Source organism: Enterobacter sp. 241F3 (assembly GCF_034106785.1).
Taxonomy (GTDB): Bacteria; Pseudomonadota; Gammaproteobacteria; order Enterobacterales; family Enterobacteriaceae; genus Enterobacter; species Enterobacter vonholyi.
This window is the reverse complement of sequence record NZ_JAWNDD010000002.1, coordinates 439,969-456,279: the sequence shown is the minus strand read 5'-3', so window position 1 is coordinate 456,279 and position 16,311 is coordinate 439,969. Positions and strand designations below refer to the sequence as shown.

The window sequence follows — 16,311 nt, the reverse complement described above, 5'->3', positions numbered from 1 at the left end:
GTCATTCAATATCGGGTGCTTTTGATGTATCAATAATCATCAGCAGCACCTGATATTTTCTGCATTCAGCCAGGAAACGTATTCATTTATTCGTTGCCTGATACATCAAATTTAATTTCCATAAGAGTTGGTTCACCTTTTTCATTGACTTCAAGCCGCATTCCCTCAGGTATTTCCCGCATTGTGAAAAACCAGTTATCTTCAGGGAGCTCTATAGCACCAACAGTATCGTGGAAACCATGAATGACCTCCGTCATCGTGATCGGATTAAATAGGCGCATAGTAAACTCTCCACGAAAAACCATTATTTGATGGGGCACCCGTTGCGGCCATTGTGCAACGAGCTTTGAAACCGATATTTGTTGTTAAAGCATCAATGATCATTGATGAATGAGCAAAGTTGGGCGCTGTGCCAGGATCAGCAGAGAGACGTTCGGCAATGCTGATATAGCGGCTTATACCTGGTAGCGCAATTGGGTAATTAACGGTTGCCAGGCCGTTATCAAGGATTACACCATACCCCATAACCTCAATGGCTCCATCCGACCATATTACCCAAGCTCCATTTGCGTTACTTCCTCGACTGGTTACGTATTTAGCTCCTCCCAAACCAAGGTTTTCGAAAATGCGTGTTTATCCATTAAATGGCATGATTTCCGGTTTTGACGGAGAGAAAGACCATGCTTATTGGATACATACGCGTGTCAACAAATGAACAAAACACCGCCTTACAGCGTGACGCGCTGCAGCGTTCAGGATGTGAGCTCATTTTTGAAGATAAAATCAGCGGTAAATCGACAAACAGACCAGGGCTCAATCGTGCCCTCAGACAGCTGAATGCGGGCGATACTCTCGTTGTATGGAAACTCGATCGGCTCGGGCGCAGTATGCGCCACCTTGTTTCAATGACCGAGGAACTACGCCAGCGAAGCATTAATTTCCGCAGTTTGACTGATAGCATTGATACCTCAACGCCAATGGGTCGTTTCTTCTTCCATATCATGGGGGCGCTTGCTGAAATGGAGCGCGAACTCATTGTCGAGAGGACGTGCGCCGGGCTGGCCGCAGCGCGAGAACAGGGACGAATTGGTGGCAGACGCCCTAAATTGACGCAGGAGGAATGGGCTCAGGCTGGAAGACTGATTGCTGCCGGAGAATCCCGGCAGCGCGTTGCGTTAATTTTTGATGTGGGTGTTTCCACGCTTTATAAAAAATTCCCCGCCACGATAGTCGGACAATCGTTGTGCCAGTCACCGCTGGACGGTGACAGTTAGCCCATAACAACTCCAACCGCGACAATATCACTCACCAACCAACCAAGGAGTTAAACGGATGAGTGATTTTCACCACGGCGTGGAAGTTATCGAAATCAACGATGGCACCCGCACCATTTCCACCGTCTCGACGGCGATCATCGGTATGGTCTGTACGGCCAGCGATGCTGACGACAAGACATTTCCTTTAAACGAGCCAGTGCTCATTACCAACGTGCAAAATGCGATTGCGAAAGCCGGCAAGGCGGGGACGCTGTCCGCTTCTCTGCAGGCGATCGCCGACCAGTGTAAACCGGCTGTCGTTGTTGTTCGTGTGGCTGAAGGCACCGCAGAAACCCCGGAAGAGGCGCGCAAGCAGACCATTTCCAACATCATCGGTACCACTGATGAAAACGGTAAATATACCGGTCTGAAGGCGCTTCTGACCGCGAAAACAGTGACCGGCGTTAAGCCACGTATTCTCGGCGTCCCGGGGCTGGATTCTCAGGAAGTGGCGACCGCACTGGCCGCGATGTGCCAGAGCCTGCGCGCGTTCGGCTATGTCAGCGCATGGGGATGTAAAACCATTTCTGAGGCGATCGACTACCGCAAAAACTTCAGCCAGCGCGAGCTGATGGTTATCCATCCTGATTTTCTGGCATGGGATACCACCACGAACGCAACGACGACGGCCTGGGCAACCGCTCGCGCGCTTGGCCTGCGCGCCAAAATTGACCAGACCATGGGCTGGCATAAAACCCTGTCAAACGTTGGCGTCAACGGCGTCACGGGCGTAAGCGCCTCTGTCTCCTGGGATCTGCAGGAACAGGCTACCGATGCGAACCTGCTCAACCAGGCGGGCGTCACCACGCTGATTCGCAACGACGGCTTCAAATTCTGGGGTAACCGTACCTGCTCTGACGATCCGTTATTCGTCTTTGAAAACTACACCCGTACCGCGCAGGTGCTGGCCGATACCATGGCGGAAGCGCATGCGTGGGCGATGGATAAACCTATCACGCCAACGCTTATCCGCGACATCGTTTCCGGTATTAATGCCAAGTTCCGCGAGCTGAAAACAAACGGCTATATCGTCGACGGCTCCTGCTGGTATGACCCTGAGTCGAATGATGCAACCACCCTGAAAGCGGGGAAACTGTATATCGATTACGACTACACCCCTGTCCCGCCGCTGGAAAATCTGACCCTGCGCCAGCGCATCACCGATACCTATCTGGCAGACCTGTCAGATTCGGTTAACAGCTAAGGAGCCGATGTATGGCGTTACCACGCAAACTTAAGTATCTGAATATGTTCAACGATGGCCTGAGCTATATGGGCGTTGTTGAGTCTGTGACCTTACCGAAGCTTACCCGCAAGCTGGAGAAGTATCGCGGCGGCGGTATGCCGGGCTCGGTCTCTGTGGATCTCGGCCTGGACGATGATGCTCTGGCGCTGGAGTGGACCGTTGGCGGTCTGCCGGACGCCGCGCTGTGGGCGCAGTACGCCTCTCCGGGCGCGGACAGCGTGCCTCTGCGCTTTACCGGCTCTTATCAGCGCGATGACACCGGCGAAATCTCCGCCGTCGAAATCGTTATGCGCGGCCGTCATAAAGAGTTTGATGGCGGTGAAAACAAGCAGGGCGAGAGCGGCACCACCAAGATGTCCACCGAATGCGCTTATTACCAGCTGACCATTGATGGCAAAGAGATCATCGAAATCGACATCATCAACATGGTGCTCAAAGTCGACGGCGTCGATCGCCTGGCAGAACACCGTAAGGCCATCGGCCTGTAACCCTTTAACCGGCCGGGATTACCGGCCGGTGAGTTAACTTTCTGAAGAGTAACGAAATGGAACATATCAACGAGACCGCCATGAACGAAAGTGAAAACCCACATATCGTCACGCTTGATAGCCCCGTTCAGCGCGGCGAGCAAAAAATCGAAAAGGTGACCGTCGCAAAACCCAATGCGGGGACCCTGCGCGGCGTATCGCTGGCGTCGCTGGCGCAATCTGACGTGGATGCGCTGATTAAGGTGCTGCCGCGAATGACCTCGCCGGCGCTGACCGAGCATGAGGTTGCGCGCCTGGATGCCTGCGATCTGCTCTCTTTTGCAGGTAAGGTGATCGGTTTTTTGTCACCGGCTTCGGCTCGCTGAAATTTCCCGAAAATCTATCGGTCGACGATCTGATGGCGGATATCGCGGTGATCTTTCACTGGCCGCCGTCAGAACTGTACTCCCTGAGCGTGACCGAACTCCTCTTATGGCGCGAAAAAGCGCTGCAGCGAAGCGGAAACCACCATGAGTAATAATGTCAGTCTTCAGGAGCTGCTTAAGGCAGTTGACCGGGCAACCCGACCGCTTAACGCTCTCCAGAACGCCAGCCTCACTCTCGCGAGCGATATCCGCGATGCGCAGACGGCGCTGGGGGCGCTCGATGAGCAGGCGGGGCGCATTAACGGCTTCAGAAAAGCAAATGCCCGGCTCGCCACGACGGAGCAGTCGCTTGCTCAGGCGAAACAGCAGGCCGCGGCGCTGGCGGTGCAGTTTAAAAACACGCAAAACCCCAGCCAGGCGCAGGCTGATGCGCTGACTGCAGCCCGAAAATCGGCGGCCGACCTTAAGCTTGAGTACAACAGCTTACGCTATTCGGTACAGCGCCAGCGCACTGAACTCGCCCAGGCGGGAGTCAACACGCGTACGCTCTCGTCGGATGAGCGTCGTTTACGAACTCACATCAGCGAAAAAACGCAGCAGCTTAACCGACAGCGTGATGCGCTGGCCCGCGTCAACCAGCAGCAGGAGCGGCTGAGTACCGTTCAGAATCGCTACGAGTCAGGCAAACGCGTTACCGCGCGGGTGCGCCAGCTTGCGAATGCGGGGGTGGGAATGGCCAAAGCGGGCTTTGACCAGACGTCCCGGTTTATGGCGCCAGGCATCAGCGTTGAAAAGCAGATGTCGGCCATTCAGGTAAACCTTGGCCTGGCGAAGGGGGATTCCCGGCTTGAGGCGATTCGCCAGCAGGCGCAGGAGGTCAGTGCCAGGACCGGAGTACCTGCAGATACGGTCCTCCGGGCACAAACCGAACTGACTCGTTCAGGCTTTGATGCCGATGGGCTGCTTGCGGCCACCGCGCCAACGGTCAACCTCAGCCTGGCGGGGAGTGTCGACGCGGCTAAAGCCGCCGATATGATCGCCAGCACGCAGGCCGCGTATAGCCTGGGCGATATGGATGCGGGACGCATCGCAGATGTGCTTACGCGCGGTTTTACCTCTTCGAATACCAGCCTCGCTGAGATGGTGGCGGCCGTCACCTCTGCTGCGCCCGCTGCGGGTGCCGCCGGTATGGGGCTTGAAGAGACCACCGCGCTGCTTGGCGTTCTGGCAGAAAAAGGAATGAAAGGCGCTGCCGCGGGGGACGCGCTCAGCGCGATGTTGCGCCATGTTCAGACTCCGGATGCCATAAAAGCCGCGGGGGCGCTGGCTTCCGCTGCGGGTGATGGATCGCTTGATGAAAAACGCCAGCAGTTGCAGGGGGCAAAGGGCAGTACCGCGCTCGCGGCTTCCGTGCAGACCGATAATCTTGACGGTGATATCAACCGATTCCAGGCCGTGTGGAACGGGTTGAAGATTGATGTATTTGATAAAGCGGATGGCACTCTGCGCAACCTGATAACAACCGCAACCGGCTGGCTTGGCACGGCCTCCCTTTGGGTGAATGCCAACCCTGAGCTGACGCAGACCCTCGCCAGCATCGTTGTCGGCGCGCAGGCGTTTGCTGGTGTACTGGGCGGCGTAGGCACGGTTATCGGCCCGGTTCTGACGGGCGTCAATATGGTTATTACCGCGGCCGGGATGTTGGGAACGGTATTCAGCGTGGTGGGCGGCGCCATCATGACGGTGCTGGGTGCCCTTAGCTGGCCGGTGATTGCCCTTGGCGCGGCGATTGCTGCCGGTGCCTTACTGATTTTTAAATACTGGGAGCCCATCAGCGCCTTCTTTGGTGGGGTGATGGAAGGGCTTTCGACGGCTTTCGCACCGCTGGGTGCGCTGTTCTCACCGGTGATGGCGGTATTTGACGCTATCTCGGAGAAGCTGGGCGGTATCTGGCAATGGTTCACCGACTTGATTACGCCGATCAAGGCGACGCAGGAAACGCTGGATGGCTGTAAAAACGCTGGCGTGATTTTTGGTCAGGCGCTGGGCGATGCGTTAATGGCCCCGCTTGATCTCTTTAATAGCCTGAGCGGCAAGGCCAGCTGGCTGCTGGAGAAGCTCGGTATTATCAAAAACGAGTCGGGCGATCTCGACGCCGCTGCGGCAAAAGCAGAAGCGGCATCCTCACCGGCGGGCAGCGCTTATATTCCGGGCGCGGGGATCTCTGGCGGCAGCCTGGGGTATCAGCCGACCATCGCTACTGGAGGACGCTCTTACGTCGATCAGAGTAAAAGCGAATATAACATCACGCTTCAGGGGGGCACGGCCTCCGGAACGGATCTGACGCGTCAAATCCGGGAGACGATAGATAATATTGAACAGGATAAAGCGAGACGGCAGCAATCCAGCTTTATGTATAGTTGAGGAGAGAGAAAATGTTAATGGTGCTGGGTCTGTTTGTCTTTGAACGACGAACCTTACCGTATCAGTCAATGATATTCACCAAAGACTACCGCTGGGCATCCAGCGCTCGCATCGGGAAACCCAAAGCCTGGCAGTACCTTGGCGAAGGTGAGACATCCTTTAGCCTCTCTGGCTTACTTTACCCGGAACTCACGGGAGGGCGGCTTTCGCTCAAGGCGGTTGAGCTGATGGCAAATGAGGGGCGGGCATGGCCGTTGATAGACGGTACCGGCATCATTCACGGCATGTTTGTCATTGAGAAAGTCACCCACACGCATTCGGATTTTTACAGTGACGGTACCGCCCGAAAAATTGAGTTTACCCTGTCGCTAAAACGCGTGGACGAATCGCTGATGACGACGTTTGGCGACCTGCGAACGCAGACCTCAGAGCTGGTGGAAAGCGCACGGAATAGCATTGGAGGGCTGGTGGGATGATCGCCGAAATGAATATCCGGGCGGGTGGAAAAATCGCCCCTGATTTTATGCTTAAGCTTGACGATCGTGATATCACGCAAAATTTCAGCCATCGTCTTATCAGCCTGACCATGACCGACAAACGGGGGCTGGAAGCCGATCAGCTGGATATTGTGCTGGATGATTCCGACGGGCTGCTGGACTTGCCTGCCCGGGGGGCAAGGCTGTCCTTATGGCTGGGATGGGAGGGAACCCCGCTCGAGGAGAAAGGGGACTTTACGATTGATGCGATTCATTTCCGGGGCGCGCCGGACACGCTGACCATCCGGGGATTCAGCGCAGATTTTCGTGGAAAGCTAAACGTGCGGCGCGAACAGTCGTGGCATGACACGACGATTGGCGCGATAGTCGATACCATCGCTCAGCGTAACCAGTTGACCGCCAGCGTCGCGTCGGGGCTTGCATCCATCGCCATCTCTCATATTGACCAGTCTCAGGAGACAGACGCGGCGTTCCTCTCCCGCCTTGCTGAACGTAATGGAGCATTTGTTTCAATCAAAGCCGGGAAGATTATCTTTATGAAAGCGGGCCAGGCCGTGACGGCCAGCGGCACTCCGCTTTCCTTAATGATGATTGAACGTGGGGATGGAGATAAGCACCTTTTTTCCATAGCTGACCGTGAAAATTATTCCGGCGTAACGGCCAAATGGCTGCAAACGCGCGACCCCAAACAGCAAAATCCTCAATTGAGTATCTCTCGTCAACCTGGAGGGCAGGCGACAGAAGCACTGCAGCACCCGAATGCCGCCGCACCGGTAGCGCGAACAGAAGGCAAGGAGCAGAAACCGCAAGAGAGGCTGGTGGGATCGGCGGAAAACGTATTTGAGCTCACCACGGTTTATGCCTCTGAAGAGCAGGCGCTCAGGGCCGCAGAGGCTAAGTGGCGCGCGCTTCAGCGGGGAACCGTAGAGTTTTCCATCCAGCTTGCCCTGGGACGCGCCGATCTGTTCCCCGAAACGCCGGTGCTGGTAAACGGTTTTAAACGCGTCATTGACGAGCAGGCGTGGATCATCAGCGAGGTGGTGCATACCCTCAACGATAGCGGATTTACCACGCAGCTTAAGCTTGAGCTGAACGTCAGCGACGAAAAATTTACTGTTGATAGTGAGTAATGTAGTTGCTATTGGTTTTACTTTGGGTATTATTAATTCACAAAATGTGAATTAAGTGGAGGGGTACATGTTTCATTGTCCTAAGTGCAAGCACTCTGCGCATGCGCGTACCAGTCGCTATCTAAGTGAAAATACCAAAGAGCGCTATCACCAGTGCACCAATGTGGACTGCAGCTGTACGTTCGTGACGATGGAGTCCGTGGAGCGCCTGATCGCAACCCCGGGCGCCTCTGAGCGTGTCCGAACGGCTTCGCTGAACCACGGTTAGCTGCTCAAAAAAACCAATAAAAAAGCCACTCAGTCGAGTGGCTTAATCATATGATTCTAAAACTAAAATTTGGTGGCCCCTGCTGGACTTGAACCAGCGACCAAGCGATTATGAGTCGCCTGCTCTAACCACTGAGCTAAGGGGCCGTGGCGGTGAATTATAAAGTAACTCCCCGCAGCAATCCAGCCATTCGCACCTGCCTGCTGTTTTTATAAACAACGCATAATCAATCCTTTATACTTCCATAACGATGTATCAGCGGGAGTAAAGATGATCAACGATATTCTGGCCCCTGGCCTGCGGGTGGTGTTCTGCGGAATTAACCCGGGCAAGTCCTCGGCGCACACCGGTTTTCACTTCGCCCATCCGGGGAATCGCTTCTGGAAGGTGATTTACCAGGCCGGGTTTACCGACAGGTTACTCAAGCCCGAAGAGGAACAGCACCTGCTGGATACGCGCTGCGGAATTACCATGCTGGTCGAACGTCCGACTGTACAGGCAAGTGAGGTCAACCTCCATGAGCTGCGAAGCGGCGGGCGTGAGCTGGTGAAGAAAATAGAAGACTATCAGCCGGCCGCGCTGGCGATCCTCGGTAAGCAGGCCTACGAGCAGGCTTTCAGCCAGCGTGGCGCTAAGTGGGGTAAGCAGAACATTACTATCGGTGTGACGCAGGTCTGGGTGCTGCCGAATCCGAGCGGGCTCAACAGGGCGACGCTGGATAAGCTGGTGGAGGCCTACAGGGAGCTTGATGAGGCGCTGATGGTGCGGGGGCTTTAATCCCCTGCTGCCTGATGCTCTCACCCCTGACTTTCTTCCACAGGGAGAGGGAATAAACAAAAAAAAGCTCCCGATTGGGAGCTTTTTCACTGTCAGGACAGATTAGTCGTCCAGGAAGCTACGCAGCACTTCAGAGCGGCTTGGATGACGCAGCTTACGCAGCGCCTTCGCTTCGATCTGACGGATACGTTCGCGGGTAACGTCGAACTGTTTACCCACTTCTTCCAGCGTGTGGTCGGTGTTCATATCGATACCGAAACGCATACGCAGGACCTTCGCTTCACGAGCGGTCAGGCCAGCCAGAACGTCGTGTGTCGCAGCACGCAGGCTCTCGGTGGTGGCAGAGTCCAGCGGCAGCTCGAGGGTGGTATCCTCGATGAAATCACCCAGATGTGAATCTTCATCATCACCGATTGGTGTTTCCATGGAGATTGGCTCTTTGGCGATCTTCAGCACTTTACGGATCTTGTCTTCCGGCATCAGCATGCGCTCGGCCAGCTCTTCCGGCGTCGGCTCGCGGCCCATCTCCTGCAGCATCTGGCGGGAAATACGGTTGAGCTTGTTGATGGTCTCAATCATATGCACCGGAATACGGATGGTGCGCGCCTGATCCGCGATAGAGCGGGTGATCGCCTGACGGATCCACCAGGTTGCATAGGTGGAGAACTTGTAACCACGACGGTATTCAAACTTATCTACCGCTTTCATCAGACCGATGTTGCCTTCCTGAATCAGATCCAGGAACTGCAGGCCACGGTTGGTGTATTTCTTGGCGATAGAGATAACCAGACGCAAGTTCGCTTCAACCATCTCTTTCTTCGCACGGCGAGCTTTCGCTTCACCGATGGACATACGACGGTTGATGTCTTTTACCTGCTCGATGGTCAGGCCGGTCTCTTCTTCAATCTGATGCAGTTTCTGCAGGCCGCGATGCACATCGTCCTTCACGTCGTGCAGTTTTTCAGACCACGGCTTGTTCATCGCGATAGCCGCGTTGAACCAGGTTTCGCTGGTTTCGTTACCGGTGAAGAGGGTGATGAAGTTCTTCTTCGGCATTTTGCACTGCTCAACGCACAGCTTCATGATGATGCGTTCCTGGGTGCGTACGCGATCCATCATCACGCGCATGCTGTTTACCAGGTAGTCGAACTGTTTTGGCACCAGGCGGAACTGTTTGAATACTTCAGACAGCTTCAGGATCTCTTCCTGAGCGGCAGCGTGGCTGCGGCCTTTCGCTTTGATGGTGTCACGCGTCACTTCGTACTGGGTACGCAGCTCGGCAAACTTCTCACGTGCCAGCTCCGGGTCGATGCTGTTGTCATCGTCCGCGGTGTCGTCGTCGCTCTCTTCCTCATCTTCGTCTTCGTCATCATCCATCTCTTCCTGAGACAGTTCAGAACCGACGTGAGTGGCGGTAGGCGCCATATCTTCTTCAGCGTTCGGGTCGACAAAACCGGTGATCAGGTCAGACAGGCGCGCTTCTTCCGCTTCAACGCGATCGTACTGCTCCAGCAGATAGGTGATCGCTTCCGGGTACTCGGCGACAGAGCACTGAACCTGGTTGATCCCGTCTTCGATGCGTTTTGCGATGTCAATTTCGCCTTCGCGGGTCAACAGTTCAACGGTACCCATTTCGCGCATGTACATGCGGACCGGGTCAGTGGTACGCCCGATTTCAGATTCCACGCTGGACAGTACCTGTGCAGCAGCTTCTTCCGCATCTTCGTCAGTGTTGTTGGAGGTTTCAGCCAGCAACAGATCATCGGCATCCGGTGCTTCTTCCATCACCTGAATGCCCATGTCATTGATCATTTGGATGATGTCTTCGATTTGATCTGAATCGACGATATCTTCCGGCAGATGGTCATTGACCTCGGCATAGGTCAGATAGCCTTGCTCCTTACCACGTTGGACAAGAAGTTTCAGCTGTGACTGCGGGTTTTGCTCCATAAGACGGTATCCACACTTAATTCGTTTGATTGGTGTCGGCGATGGGGCTGCCAACCTTTAAAGCGAGGGCGTACTTATATTTTTGCCGCTGCCTCTCAGTGCGGCTGCCGGGGGCTTCCCGATCGATATTCGGCACTTAAGCCGTTAAATACTTTTGTCTTTGACTTATTTCTTCGCCAGTTCCTGGTTAATCATCCAGAGCTCCCGGCGTTCTTCGCTGCTCAAACCGTGTGTGCGCTCGCGAGCTATCAACTCTTCCTGGCGCAGCTCAAGCATCGAATCAAACATATGGTTGAGTGAGTCGGTGAACGTTTTTTCTGCAATGTCCTTATCTGCTATATCGTCCCACATCGACAATTTTTCAAGGGTAGCGGCCTCTTTTGTGCCGCGATAATGCTCTAAAAGTTGTCCGGTGGTCAGACCTGGCTGAGACAAACACGTGTTGACCAGTTCTGAAAATAAGCCGAGTCCGGGCAATTTTTCGTGGTTCAAACCCGCCAGCGACGGCACCTGCGGCGCAAGCTCGGGGTTTTGGACCAGTAACCCTATCAGTATACGCATGGTTGTGCGTTTTAGCTGAGGCGCGGGGCGAACCGTGCCGTTTTCAGCCTGTTTAGGCATTAAACGTTCAAGCTGGCTGTCATCAAGAATGCCGAGCTTGTTGCCTAACTCCTGACGCAGGTAGATGCGCAGCGTTTCGCCGGGCACCTGACTGATTAACGGCAGCGCCAGCGTGCTGAGCTGCGCGCGCCCGTCAGGGGTACTCAAATCAACCTGCGGCATCAGGCTGTTAAACAAAAACGTGGAGAGCGGCTGAGCCTGCTCCATCCGCGCTTCAAACGCCGCTTTGCCCTCTTTACGCACCAGCGTATCCGGGTCTTCACCGTCGGGCAGGAACATAAAGCGTAGCTGACGCCCGTCGGTCATATAGGGTAGCGCGGTTTCCAGCGCACGCCAGGCGGCGTCGCGTCCTGCACGGTCACCGTCGTAACAGCAGATGACGTTATTGGTCACCCTGAACAGCAGTTGAATATGATCGGCGGTGGTGGACGTACCTAACGACGCAACCGCGTAGTTAATGTCGTACTGCGCCAGCGCAACGACGTCCATATAGCCTTCGACGACCAGAAGACGCGGAGGTTCCGCGTTATCCTGCTGCGCCTCATAAAGACCGTAAAGCTGGCGGCCCTTATGGAAAATATCGGTTTCCGGGGAGTTAAGGTATTTCGGCAGGGCATCACCCAGCACGCGACCACCAAAACCAATTACCCGGCCTCGCTTGTCGCGGATCGGAAACATCACCCGTTCGCGGAAGCGGTCGTAGCTTCGTCCCTGGTCGTTGGTGACCAGCATGCCTGCATCGATGAGAGATTTACGATCTTCGCTATTGCCGCCAAAACGCTTTAACACGTTGTCCCAGCCGGGCGGGGCGTAACCAATAGCGAAACGCGCAATGACATCGTCGCTCAGTCCGCGCTTGTTCAGATACTGACGCGCAGGCTCAGCCGCAGAGTGCTTAAGAGACTGTTGGTAAAACGAATTCAGGCCATCCATCAGTTGATACAGCGTTTGCCGTTGATGGCGCTCGATCTGACTTGGCCCATTGCCTGCTTCATACGGCACTTCAAGGTTATGCATTGCCGCCAGCTCTTCGACGGTTTCAACGAACTCGAGCTTGTCGTAGTTCATTAAAAAATCAACGGCATTACCGTGAGCACCACAGCCGAAGCAATGGTAAAACTGCTTTTCACCGTTTACGGTGAAGGAGGGGGTTTTTTCGTTATGGAACGGACAGCACGCATGGTAATTCTTGCCCTGTTTTTTCAGCTTTACCCGCGCGTCGATGAGATCGACGATGTCGGTTCTGGCAAGCAGGTCATTGATGAAAACGCGTGGGATTCTTCCGGCCATATGCCCCAAAAATTTAAGCGACTTATAAACGAAAACAAGCCGCGCATTCCTTCCGGAAGCACGGCCTTACGACTATTACTCTGTCTGTCAATTGAGGGCTGAGGCCCTCAACCAATTAGTACAGACGAGTACGGCGTGCGTTTTCGCGAGCCAGTTTCTTCGCGTGACGTTTCACAGCGGAAGCTTTAGCGCGCTTACGTTCGGTCGTTGGTTTTTCATAAAACTCACGACGACGAACTTCAGCCAGAACACCTGCTTTCTCGCATGAACGTTTGAAGCGACGCAGTGCTACGTCGAACGGCTCGTTTTCACGTACTTTAATTACCGGCATGTAACTCTCACCTTTAATAAATTCGGTTTGCCGCTGGCATCAACGCCAGCTTATTTCAAAATGGTGCGGAATTTTACTGCAAATGCTGCTGCTTTGTAAAGCACCGATGCGATTTTGAAAGGGACTTTAATAAGGGTGAGGAGTATACACGAGCCTTCTTCCTGGGGCGAACAAAGTTTTACATCAACCCGCCCAGGCTCTACACTGCGCGGTATTGAAACGAGGTAAAACAAGTCATGCGTGTACTGGGTATTGAAACATCCTGCGATGAAACCGGCATCGCCATTTACGACGACGAAAAAGGACTTCTGGCCAACCAGCTGTATAGTCAGGTGAAATTGCACGCTGACTACGGCGGCGTCGTCCCTGAACTGGCCTCTCGTGACCACGTGCGTAAAACGGTTCCCCTGATTCAGGCGGCGCTGAAAGAGGCCGGGTTGAGCTCAACCGATATTGATGCCGTGGCCTATACCGCAGGCCCGGGCCTGGTCGGTGCGCTTCTGGTTGGCGCAACCGTTGGTCGTTCGCTGGCCTTCGCGTGGGACGTGCCGGCCATCCCGGTTCACCATATGGAAGGGCATCTTCTGGCGCCGATGCTGGAAGAGAATCCGCCTGAATTCCCGTTTGTTGCGCTGCTGGTTTCCGGCGGCCATACGCAGCTGATTAGCGTAACGGGCATTGGCAAGTACGAGCTGCTGGGCGAGTCGATCGACGACGCCGCCGGTGAAGCGTTCGATAAAACCGCCAAGCTGCTGGGTCTGGATTACCCGGGCGGCCCGATGCTGTCCAAAATGGCGTCGCAGGGAACGGAAGGGCGCTTTGTTTTCCCGCGTCCGATGACCGACCGTCCGGGGCTGGACTTCAGCTTCTCCGGGCTGAAAACCTTTGCGGCCAACACGATCCGCAATAACGACGACAGCGAGCAAACCCGCGCCGATATCGCCCGCGCGTTCGAAGATGCGGTAGTGGACACGCTGATGATCAAGTGCAAGCGCGCGCTGGATCAGACCGGCTTTAAGCGTCTGGTGATGGCGGGTGGCGTGAGCGCTAACCGCACGCTTCGCGCGAAGCTCGCCGAGATGATGCAAAAGCGTCGCGGGGAAGTGTTCTATGCCCGTCCGGAATTCTGTACCGATAACGGGGCGATGATCGCCTACGCCGGGATGGTGCGCCTTAATGCGGGGGCAACGTCCGACCTGAGCGTGTCCGTGCGTCCGCGCTGGCCGCTGGCGGAACTGCCGGAGGCGTAATCCCTCACCCTAACCCTCTCCCACAGGGAGAGGGGATCGTTTGACTACACCCGCAACATCCCTTTCTCTTCCAGAAATGCAATAATCGTCGCAAGACCGTCACCCGCCTTCAGGTTGGTAAAGGTCCATGGACGCTCGCCGCGCATGCGGTTGGTATCGCGCTCCATCACCTCCAGCGAGGCACCCACGTACGGCGCGAGATCGGTTTTGTTGATGACCAGAAAATCGGATTTGGTGATCCCCGGCCCGCCCTTGCGCGGGATTTTTTCCCCTTCGGCCACGTCGATCACGTAAATGGTCAGATCCGCCAGCTCAGGGCTGAACGTCGCGCTGAGGTTGTCTCCGCCGCTTTCAACGAAGATCAGGTCCAGATTGCCGAACTTCTCGCTCAACGCTTCCACCGCCGCCAGGTTCATCGAAGCATCTTCCCGGATAGCGGTATGCGGGCAGCCGCCCGTCTCCACGCCCACGATGCGCTCTGGCTCCAGCGCGCCCGCTTCGGTCAGGATGCGCTGATCCTCTTTGGTGTAGATATCGTTGGTGACCACCGCAAGATGATAGGTATCGCGCATCGCCTTGCAGAGCGCTTCCAGCAGCGCGGTTTTGCCCGACCCTACCGGGCCGCCCACGCCCACGCGCAGGGGATGTTTGTAATCAGCCATGTTGACTCCTCAGGAACGGAATAGTCGTGAATATTGGGTTTCGTGGCGCGCCGAGGCGATGGCGGACAGCGGCGTTGCTGCCCCCAGCGCGTCGTCGCTACGTAAAAATGCCTGTTCAAACCCGGCGGCGTAGTGGTCGCTCAGTTCGATAATCAGCTGCTGCGCGGCCTGTTGCCCAAACGGCACCAGCTTGACGCCCGCCATGACCGCGCTCTCCATCCAGCTGTAGCCCAGACTCAGTGCCAGTTCGCGCGCGCTAATGCCCCAGCGAACGCCGAGCCAGGCCATGCCGCAGAGCTGGCTTTGCATAAACAGCGGCAGCCATTCGGGCAGACAGTCAGGTTCCCAGCTCTTAATCAGCCGCGTAAAGGCCGCCCCGCGGTTGCGCTCTTCTTCTCGTAGCTCGCGCGTTTCCCGACAGGCGAGCAGGTATGCCGTCCAGCGTTTTGCATTTGTAAGAGAGCGTTGCTCACAGGCCTGATAAATACGGATAAACAGCGGAAGGTCGACGCAGAAAAAGCTCTGCTCCATCTGCTGGATTTGCCAGCGTTTAAAGGCGTTGGCGTCCGTGACCCAGCCCGCCTCAACGGCCCACTCCAGCCCCTGTGACCAGGTAAACGACCCGACCGGCAGGCTGCTGCTGGAGAGCTGCATCAGGCGCAGCAACTGGCGGGAATGATCCATCAGCTCATCAGTGCCAGCAGGGCGGAGACGATCAGCCCGCCGCCGAAGGTTTTACGCAGGCCGTCGTGACGGCGCAGCAGCAGCCCTGCGGCAAAGCTGGCGCACAGCACCGTGGCGCTGGCGAGCATAAAGCCGCTGGTGAAGAGCCAGAAGCTGTGGCCGGACATCTCCACGCCGTGCGCCCAGCCGTGGAACATCGCCAGGGCAGGCACTGCCAGCAGCAAGCGATTTTCAGTTTTAAACATCATCACGCCGCAGACCGCCAGCGAGGCGATAATCAGCATCTCCATGCCGCTGAAGCCGCCGAGCAGGCTGCCCGCAATAGCGCCAACGAGCATCATGCCGAGGGTGGCAAACGGCAGCAGGAGCTTGCGGCCGCTCAGTGCCGAGAGCACGCCTGCACCCGCCAGCATCAGCAGGTGATCGAGTCCGGTCAGCGGATGGAGAAAACCGGCCTGGAAGCTGTCGGCGCCGTGGCCGGGATGCGCGAGCGCGGGAACGGAAAAAGCCAGCAGTAACAGAGGGAGTAACTTGCGCATGATTAATCCTTAATGTGAATGAGCGTGAGAATGGCTGTGGGCATCGCTGGTGTATGCGCCCGCTTCCGGTTCAAACGGCAGGCTGGCGTAGGTCACGTCCAGCCCGAACTGGCGCAGCATGTCGTCGAGAACGTGATCGTGGTGATAGCGCAGCTCGCCGGGCATGACCTGCAGCGGCACGTGGCGGTTGCCCAGGTGGTAGCAGGCGCGGGCGAGCAGGAACGGATCGGCACAGCGCACCACGGAGACCGACTCCGGAGCGGCGATCACTTCGATAACTTCGCTACCGTCGTCGGTGGTCAGCAGGTCGCCCCCGCGCAGCAGCAGGCCGCGCGGCAGCATCAGTCCGGCTTCGCGACCGTCGTTAAGCGCCACGCGGGCGCGGCTTTTCACCCGCACGTCAATTGGCAGCGTGACGCTGGCGGTAGTCGGGTGCGCGTGGTCCAGACGTTGGGTCAAATAAATCATCATCA

At 56.1% G+C, this 16,311-nt stretch carries 21 protein-coding genes and 1 tRNA gene; 11 read left to right on the top strand and 11 right to left on the bottom strand.

Annotated elements, in window-relative coordinates; genetic code table 11:
- Position 1: 1 nt before the first annotated feature.
- The 3 genes from UR504_RS09465 to UR504_RS09455 are packed head-to-tail and all read right to left on the bottom strand — an operon-like array spanning position 2 to position 525.
- Positions 2-73 (bottom strand): hypothetical protein, encoded by a 72-nt coding sequence (locus UR504_RS09465; protein ID WP_302238440.1) that lies wholly within the window; start codon positions 71-73, stop codon positions 2-4.
- A gap of 13 nt (positions 74-86) precedes the next feature.
- Positions 87-281, bottom strand: coding sequence for a hypothetical protein (locus tag UR504_RS09460; RefSeq protein ID WP_302238434.1), 195 nt, complete (start codon positions 279-281; stop codon positions 87-89).
- Positions 268-525 (bottom strand): hypothetical protein, encoded by a 258-nt coding sequence (locus UR504_RS09455; protein WP_232473032.1) that lies wholly within the window; start codon positions 523-525, stop codon positions 268-270. The genes UR504_RS09460 and UR504_RS09455 overlap by 14 nt, the downstream gene beginning before the upstream one ends.
- Positions 526-680: 155 nt before the next feature.
- Between UR504_RS09455 and UR504_RS09450 the strand changes: the two genes are divergently transcribed.
- The 9 genes from UR504_RS09450 (at position 681) to UR504_RS09410 (ending at position 7,734) form a co-directional block, all read left to right on the top strand.
- On the top strand, positions 681-1,274 hold the full coding sequence (locus tag UR504_RS09450; protein WP_271369578.1) for a recombinase family protein: 594 nt from the start codon (positions 681-683) through the stop codon (positions 1,272-1,274).
- A gap of 58 nt (positions 1,275-1,332) precedes the next feature.
- The gene (locus UR504_RS09445; protein WP_302237566.1) at positions 1,333-2,520 is read left to right on the top strand and encodes a phage tail sheath protein; all 1,188 of its coding nucleotides are present in this window, start codon (positions 1,333-1,335) and stop codon (positions 2,518-2,520) included.
- Between the two features lie 11 nt (positions 2,521-2,531).
- Positions 2,532-3,050 carry a phage major tail tube protein gene (locus tag UR504_RS09440; protein ID WP_023309235.1) on the top strand — a complete coding sequence of 173 codons (519 nt, stop codon included), beginning with the start codon at positions 2,532-2,534 and terminating at the stop codon, positions 3,048-3,050.
- A gap of 56 nt (positions 3,051-3,106) precedes the next feature.
- A complete protein-coding gene (locus UR504_RS09435) occupies positions 3,107-3,415 on the top strand; it encodes a phage tail assembly protein (RefSeq protein WP_033146681.1) in 309 nt (102 codons plus the stop codon).
- Between the two features lie 32 nt (positions 3,416-3,447).
- Positions 3,448-3,567, top strand: a complete 120-nt coding sequence (locus tag UR504_RS09430) for a GpE family phage tail protein (protein WP_023616176.1) — start codon at positions 3,448-3,450, stop codon at positions 3,565-3,567.
- Entirely contained in the window at positions 3,560-5,839 is a 2,280-nt protein-coding gene (locus tag UR504_RS09425) for a phage tail tape measure protein (protein WP_302237564.1), read from the top strand. Before UR504_RS09430 ends, UR504_RS09425 begins: the two co-directional genes overlap by 8 nt.
- Positions 5,840-5,850: 11 nt before the next feature.
- A complete protein-coding gene (locus UR504_RS09420) occupies positions 5,851-6,315 on the top strand; it encodes a phage tail protein (protein ID WP_126303110.1) in 465 nt (154 codons plus the stop codon).
- The gene (locus UR504_RS09415) at positions 6,312-7,466 is read left to right on the top strand and encodes a phage late control D family protein (protein ID WP_274240916.1); all 1,155 of its coding nucleotides are present in this window, start codon (positions 6,312-6,314) and stop codon (positions 7,464-7,466) included. The genes UR504_RS09420 and UR504_RS09415 overlap by 4 nt, the downstream gene beginning before the upstream one ends.
- Positions 7,467-7,533: 67 nt before the next feature.
- Complete coding sequence (locus tag UR504_RS09410) at positions 7,534-7,734, top strand: ogr/Delta-like zinc finger family protein (protein ID WP_029741756.1); 201 nt, start codon at positions 7,534-7,536, stop codon at positions 7,732-7,734.
- Between the two features lie 70 nt (positions 7,735-7,804).
- Here the strand turns inward: UR504_RS09410 and UR504_RS09405 are convergent.
- Positions 7,805-7,880 (bottom strand) — tRNA-Ile (locus UR504_RS09405).
- Between the two features lie 124 nt (positions 7,881-8,004).
- On the opposite strand from UR504_RS09405, the gene mug reads away from it, so the two are divergent.
- Entirely contained in the window at positions 8,005-8,511 is a 507-nt protein-coding gene (gene mug, locus UR504_RS09400) for a G/U mismatch-specific DNA glycosylase (protein WP_006812011.1), read from the top strand.
- 102 nt (positions 8,512-8,613) lie between these two features.
- Here mug and rpoD read toward each other — a convergent pair whose 3' ends face one another.
- The 3 genes from rpoD to rpsU form a co-directional block, all read right to left on the bottom strand.
- Positions 8,614-10,461, bottom strand: coding sequence for an RNA polymerase sigma factor RpoD (rpoD, locus tag UR504_RS09395; protein ID WP_023309228.1), 1,848 nt, complete (start codon positions 10,459-10,461; stop codon positions 8,614-8,616).
- A 165-nt stretch (positions 10,462-10,626) separates the two neighbouring features.
- The gene (gene dnaG / locus UR504_RS09390) at positions 10,627-12,372 is read right to left on the bottom strand and encodes a DNA primase (RefSeq protein ID WP_302237563.1); all 1,746 of its coding nucleotides are present in this window, start codon (positions 12,370-12,372) and stop codon (positions 10,627-10,629) included.
- 115 nt (positions 12,373-12,487) lie between these two features.
- Positions 12,488-12,703: a 30S ribosomal protein S21 gene (rpsU, locus tag UR504_RS09385; RefSeq protein WP_001144069.1), complete on the bottom strand. Its 216-nt coding sequence runs from the start codon at positions 12,701-12,703 to the stop codon at positions 12,488-12,490.
- A gap of 236 nt (positions 12,704-12,939) precedes the next feature.
- Here rpsU and tsaD point away from each other — a divergent pair, with 236 nt between their 5' ends.
- Positions 12,940-13,953 (top strand): tRNA (adenosine(37)-N6)-threonylcarbamoyltransferase complex transferase subunit TsaD, encoded by a 1,014-nt coding sequence (gene tsaD / locus UR504_RS09380; RefSeq protein WP_024906472.1) that lies wholly within the window; start codon positions 12,940-12,942, stop codon positions 13,951-13,953.
- 44 nt (positions 13,954-13,997) lie between these two features.
- Here the strand turns inward: tsaD and ureG are convergent, their stop codons facing one another.
- The 4 genes from ureG to ureE are packed head-to-tail and all read right to left on the bottom strand — an operon-like array spanning position 13,998 to position 16,306.
- Positions 13,998-14,615 (bottom strand): urease accessory protein UreG, encoded by a 618-nt coding sequence (gene ureG / locus UR504_RS09375; RefSeq protein ID WP_014071813.1) that lies wholly within the window; start codon positions 14,613-14,615, stop codon positions 13,998-14,000.
- 9 nt (positions 14,616-14,624) lie between these two features.
- Positions 14,625-15,299 (bottom strand): urease accessory protein UreF, encoded by a 675-nt coding sequence (locus tag UR504_RS09370; protein ID WP_271369573.1) that lies wholly within the window; start codon positions 15,297-15,299, stop codon positions 14,625-14,627.
- On the bottom strand, positions 15,299-15,838 hold the full coding sequence (locus tag UR504_RS09365; RefSeq protein WP_111963303.1) for a HupE/UreJ family protein: 540 nt from the start codon (positions 15,836-15,838) through the stop codon (positions 15,299-15,301). The genes UR504_RS09370 and UR504_RS09365 overlap by 1 nt, the downstream gene beginning before the upstream one ends.
- A 9-nt stretch (positions 15,839-15,847) precedes the next feature.
- A complete protein-coding gene (gene ureE, locus UR504_RS09360) occupies positions 15,848-16,306 on the bottom strand; it encodes an urease accessory protein UreE (RefSeq protein ID WP_302237574.1) in 459 nt (152 codons plus the stop codon).
- Positions 16,307-16,311 lie beyond the last annotated feature (5 nt).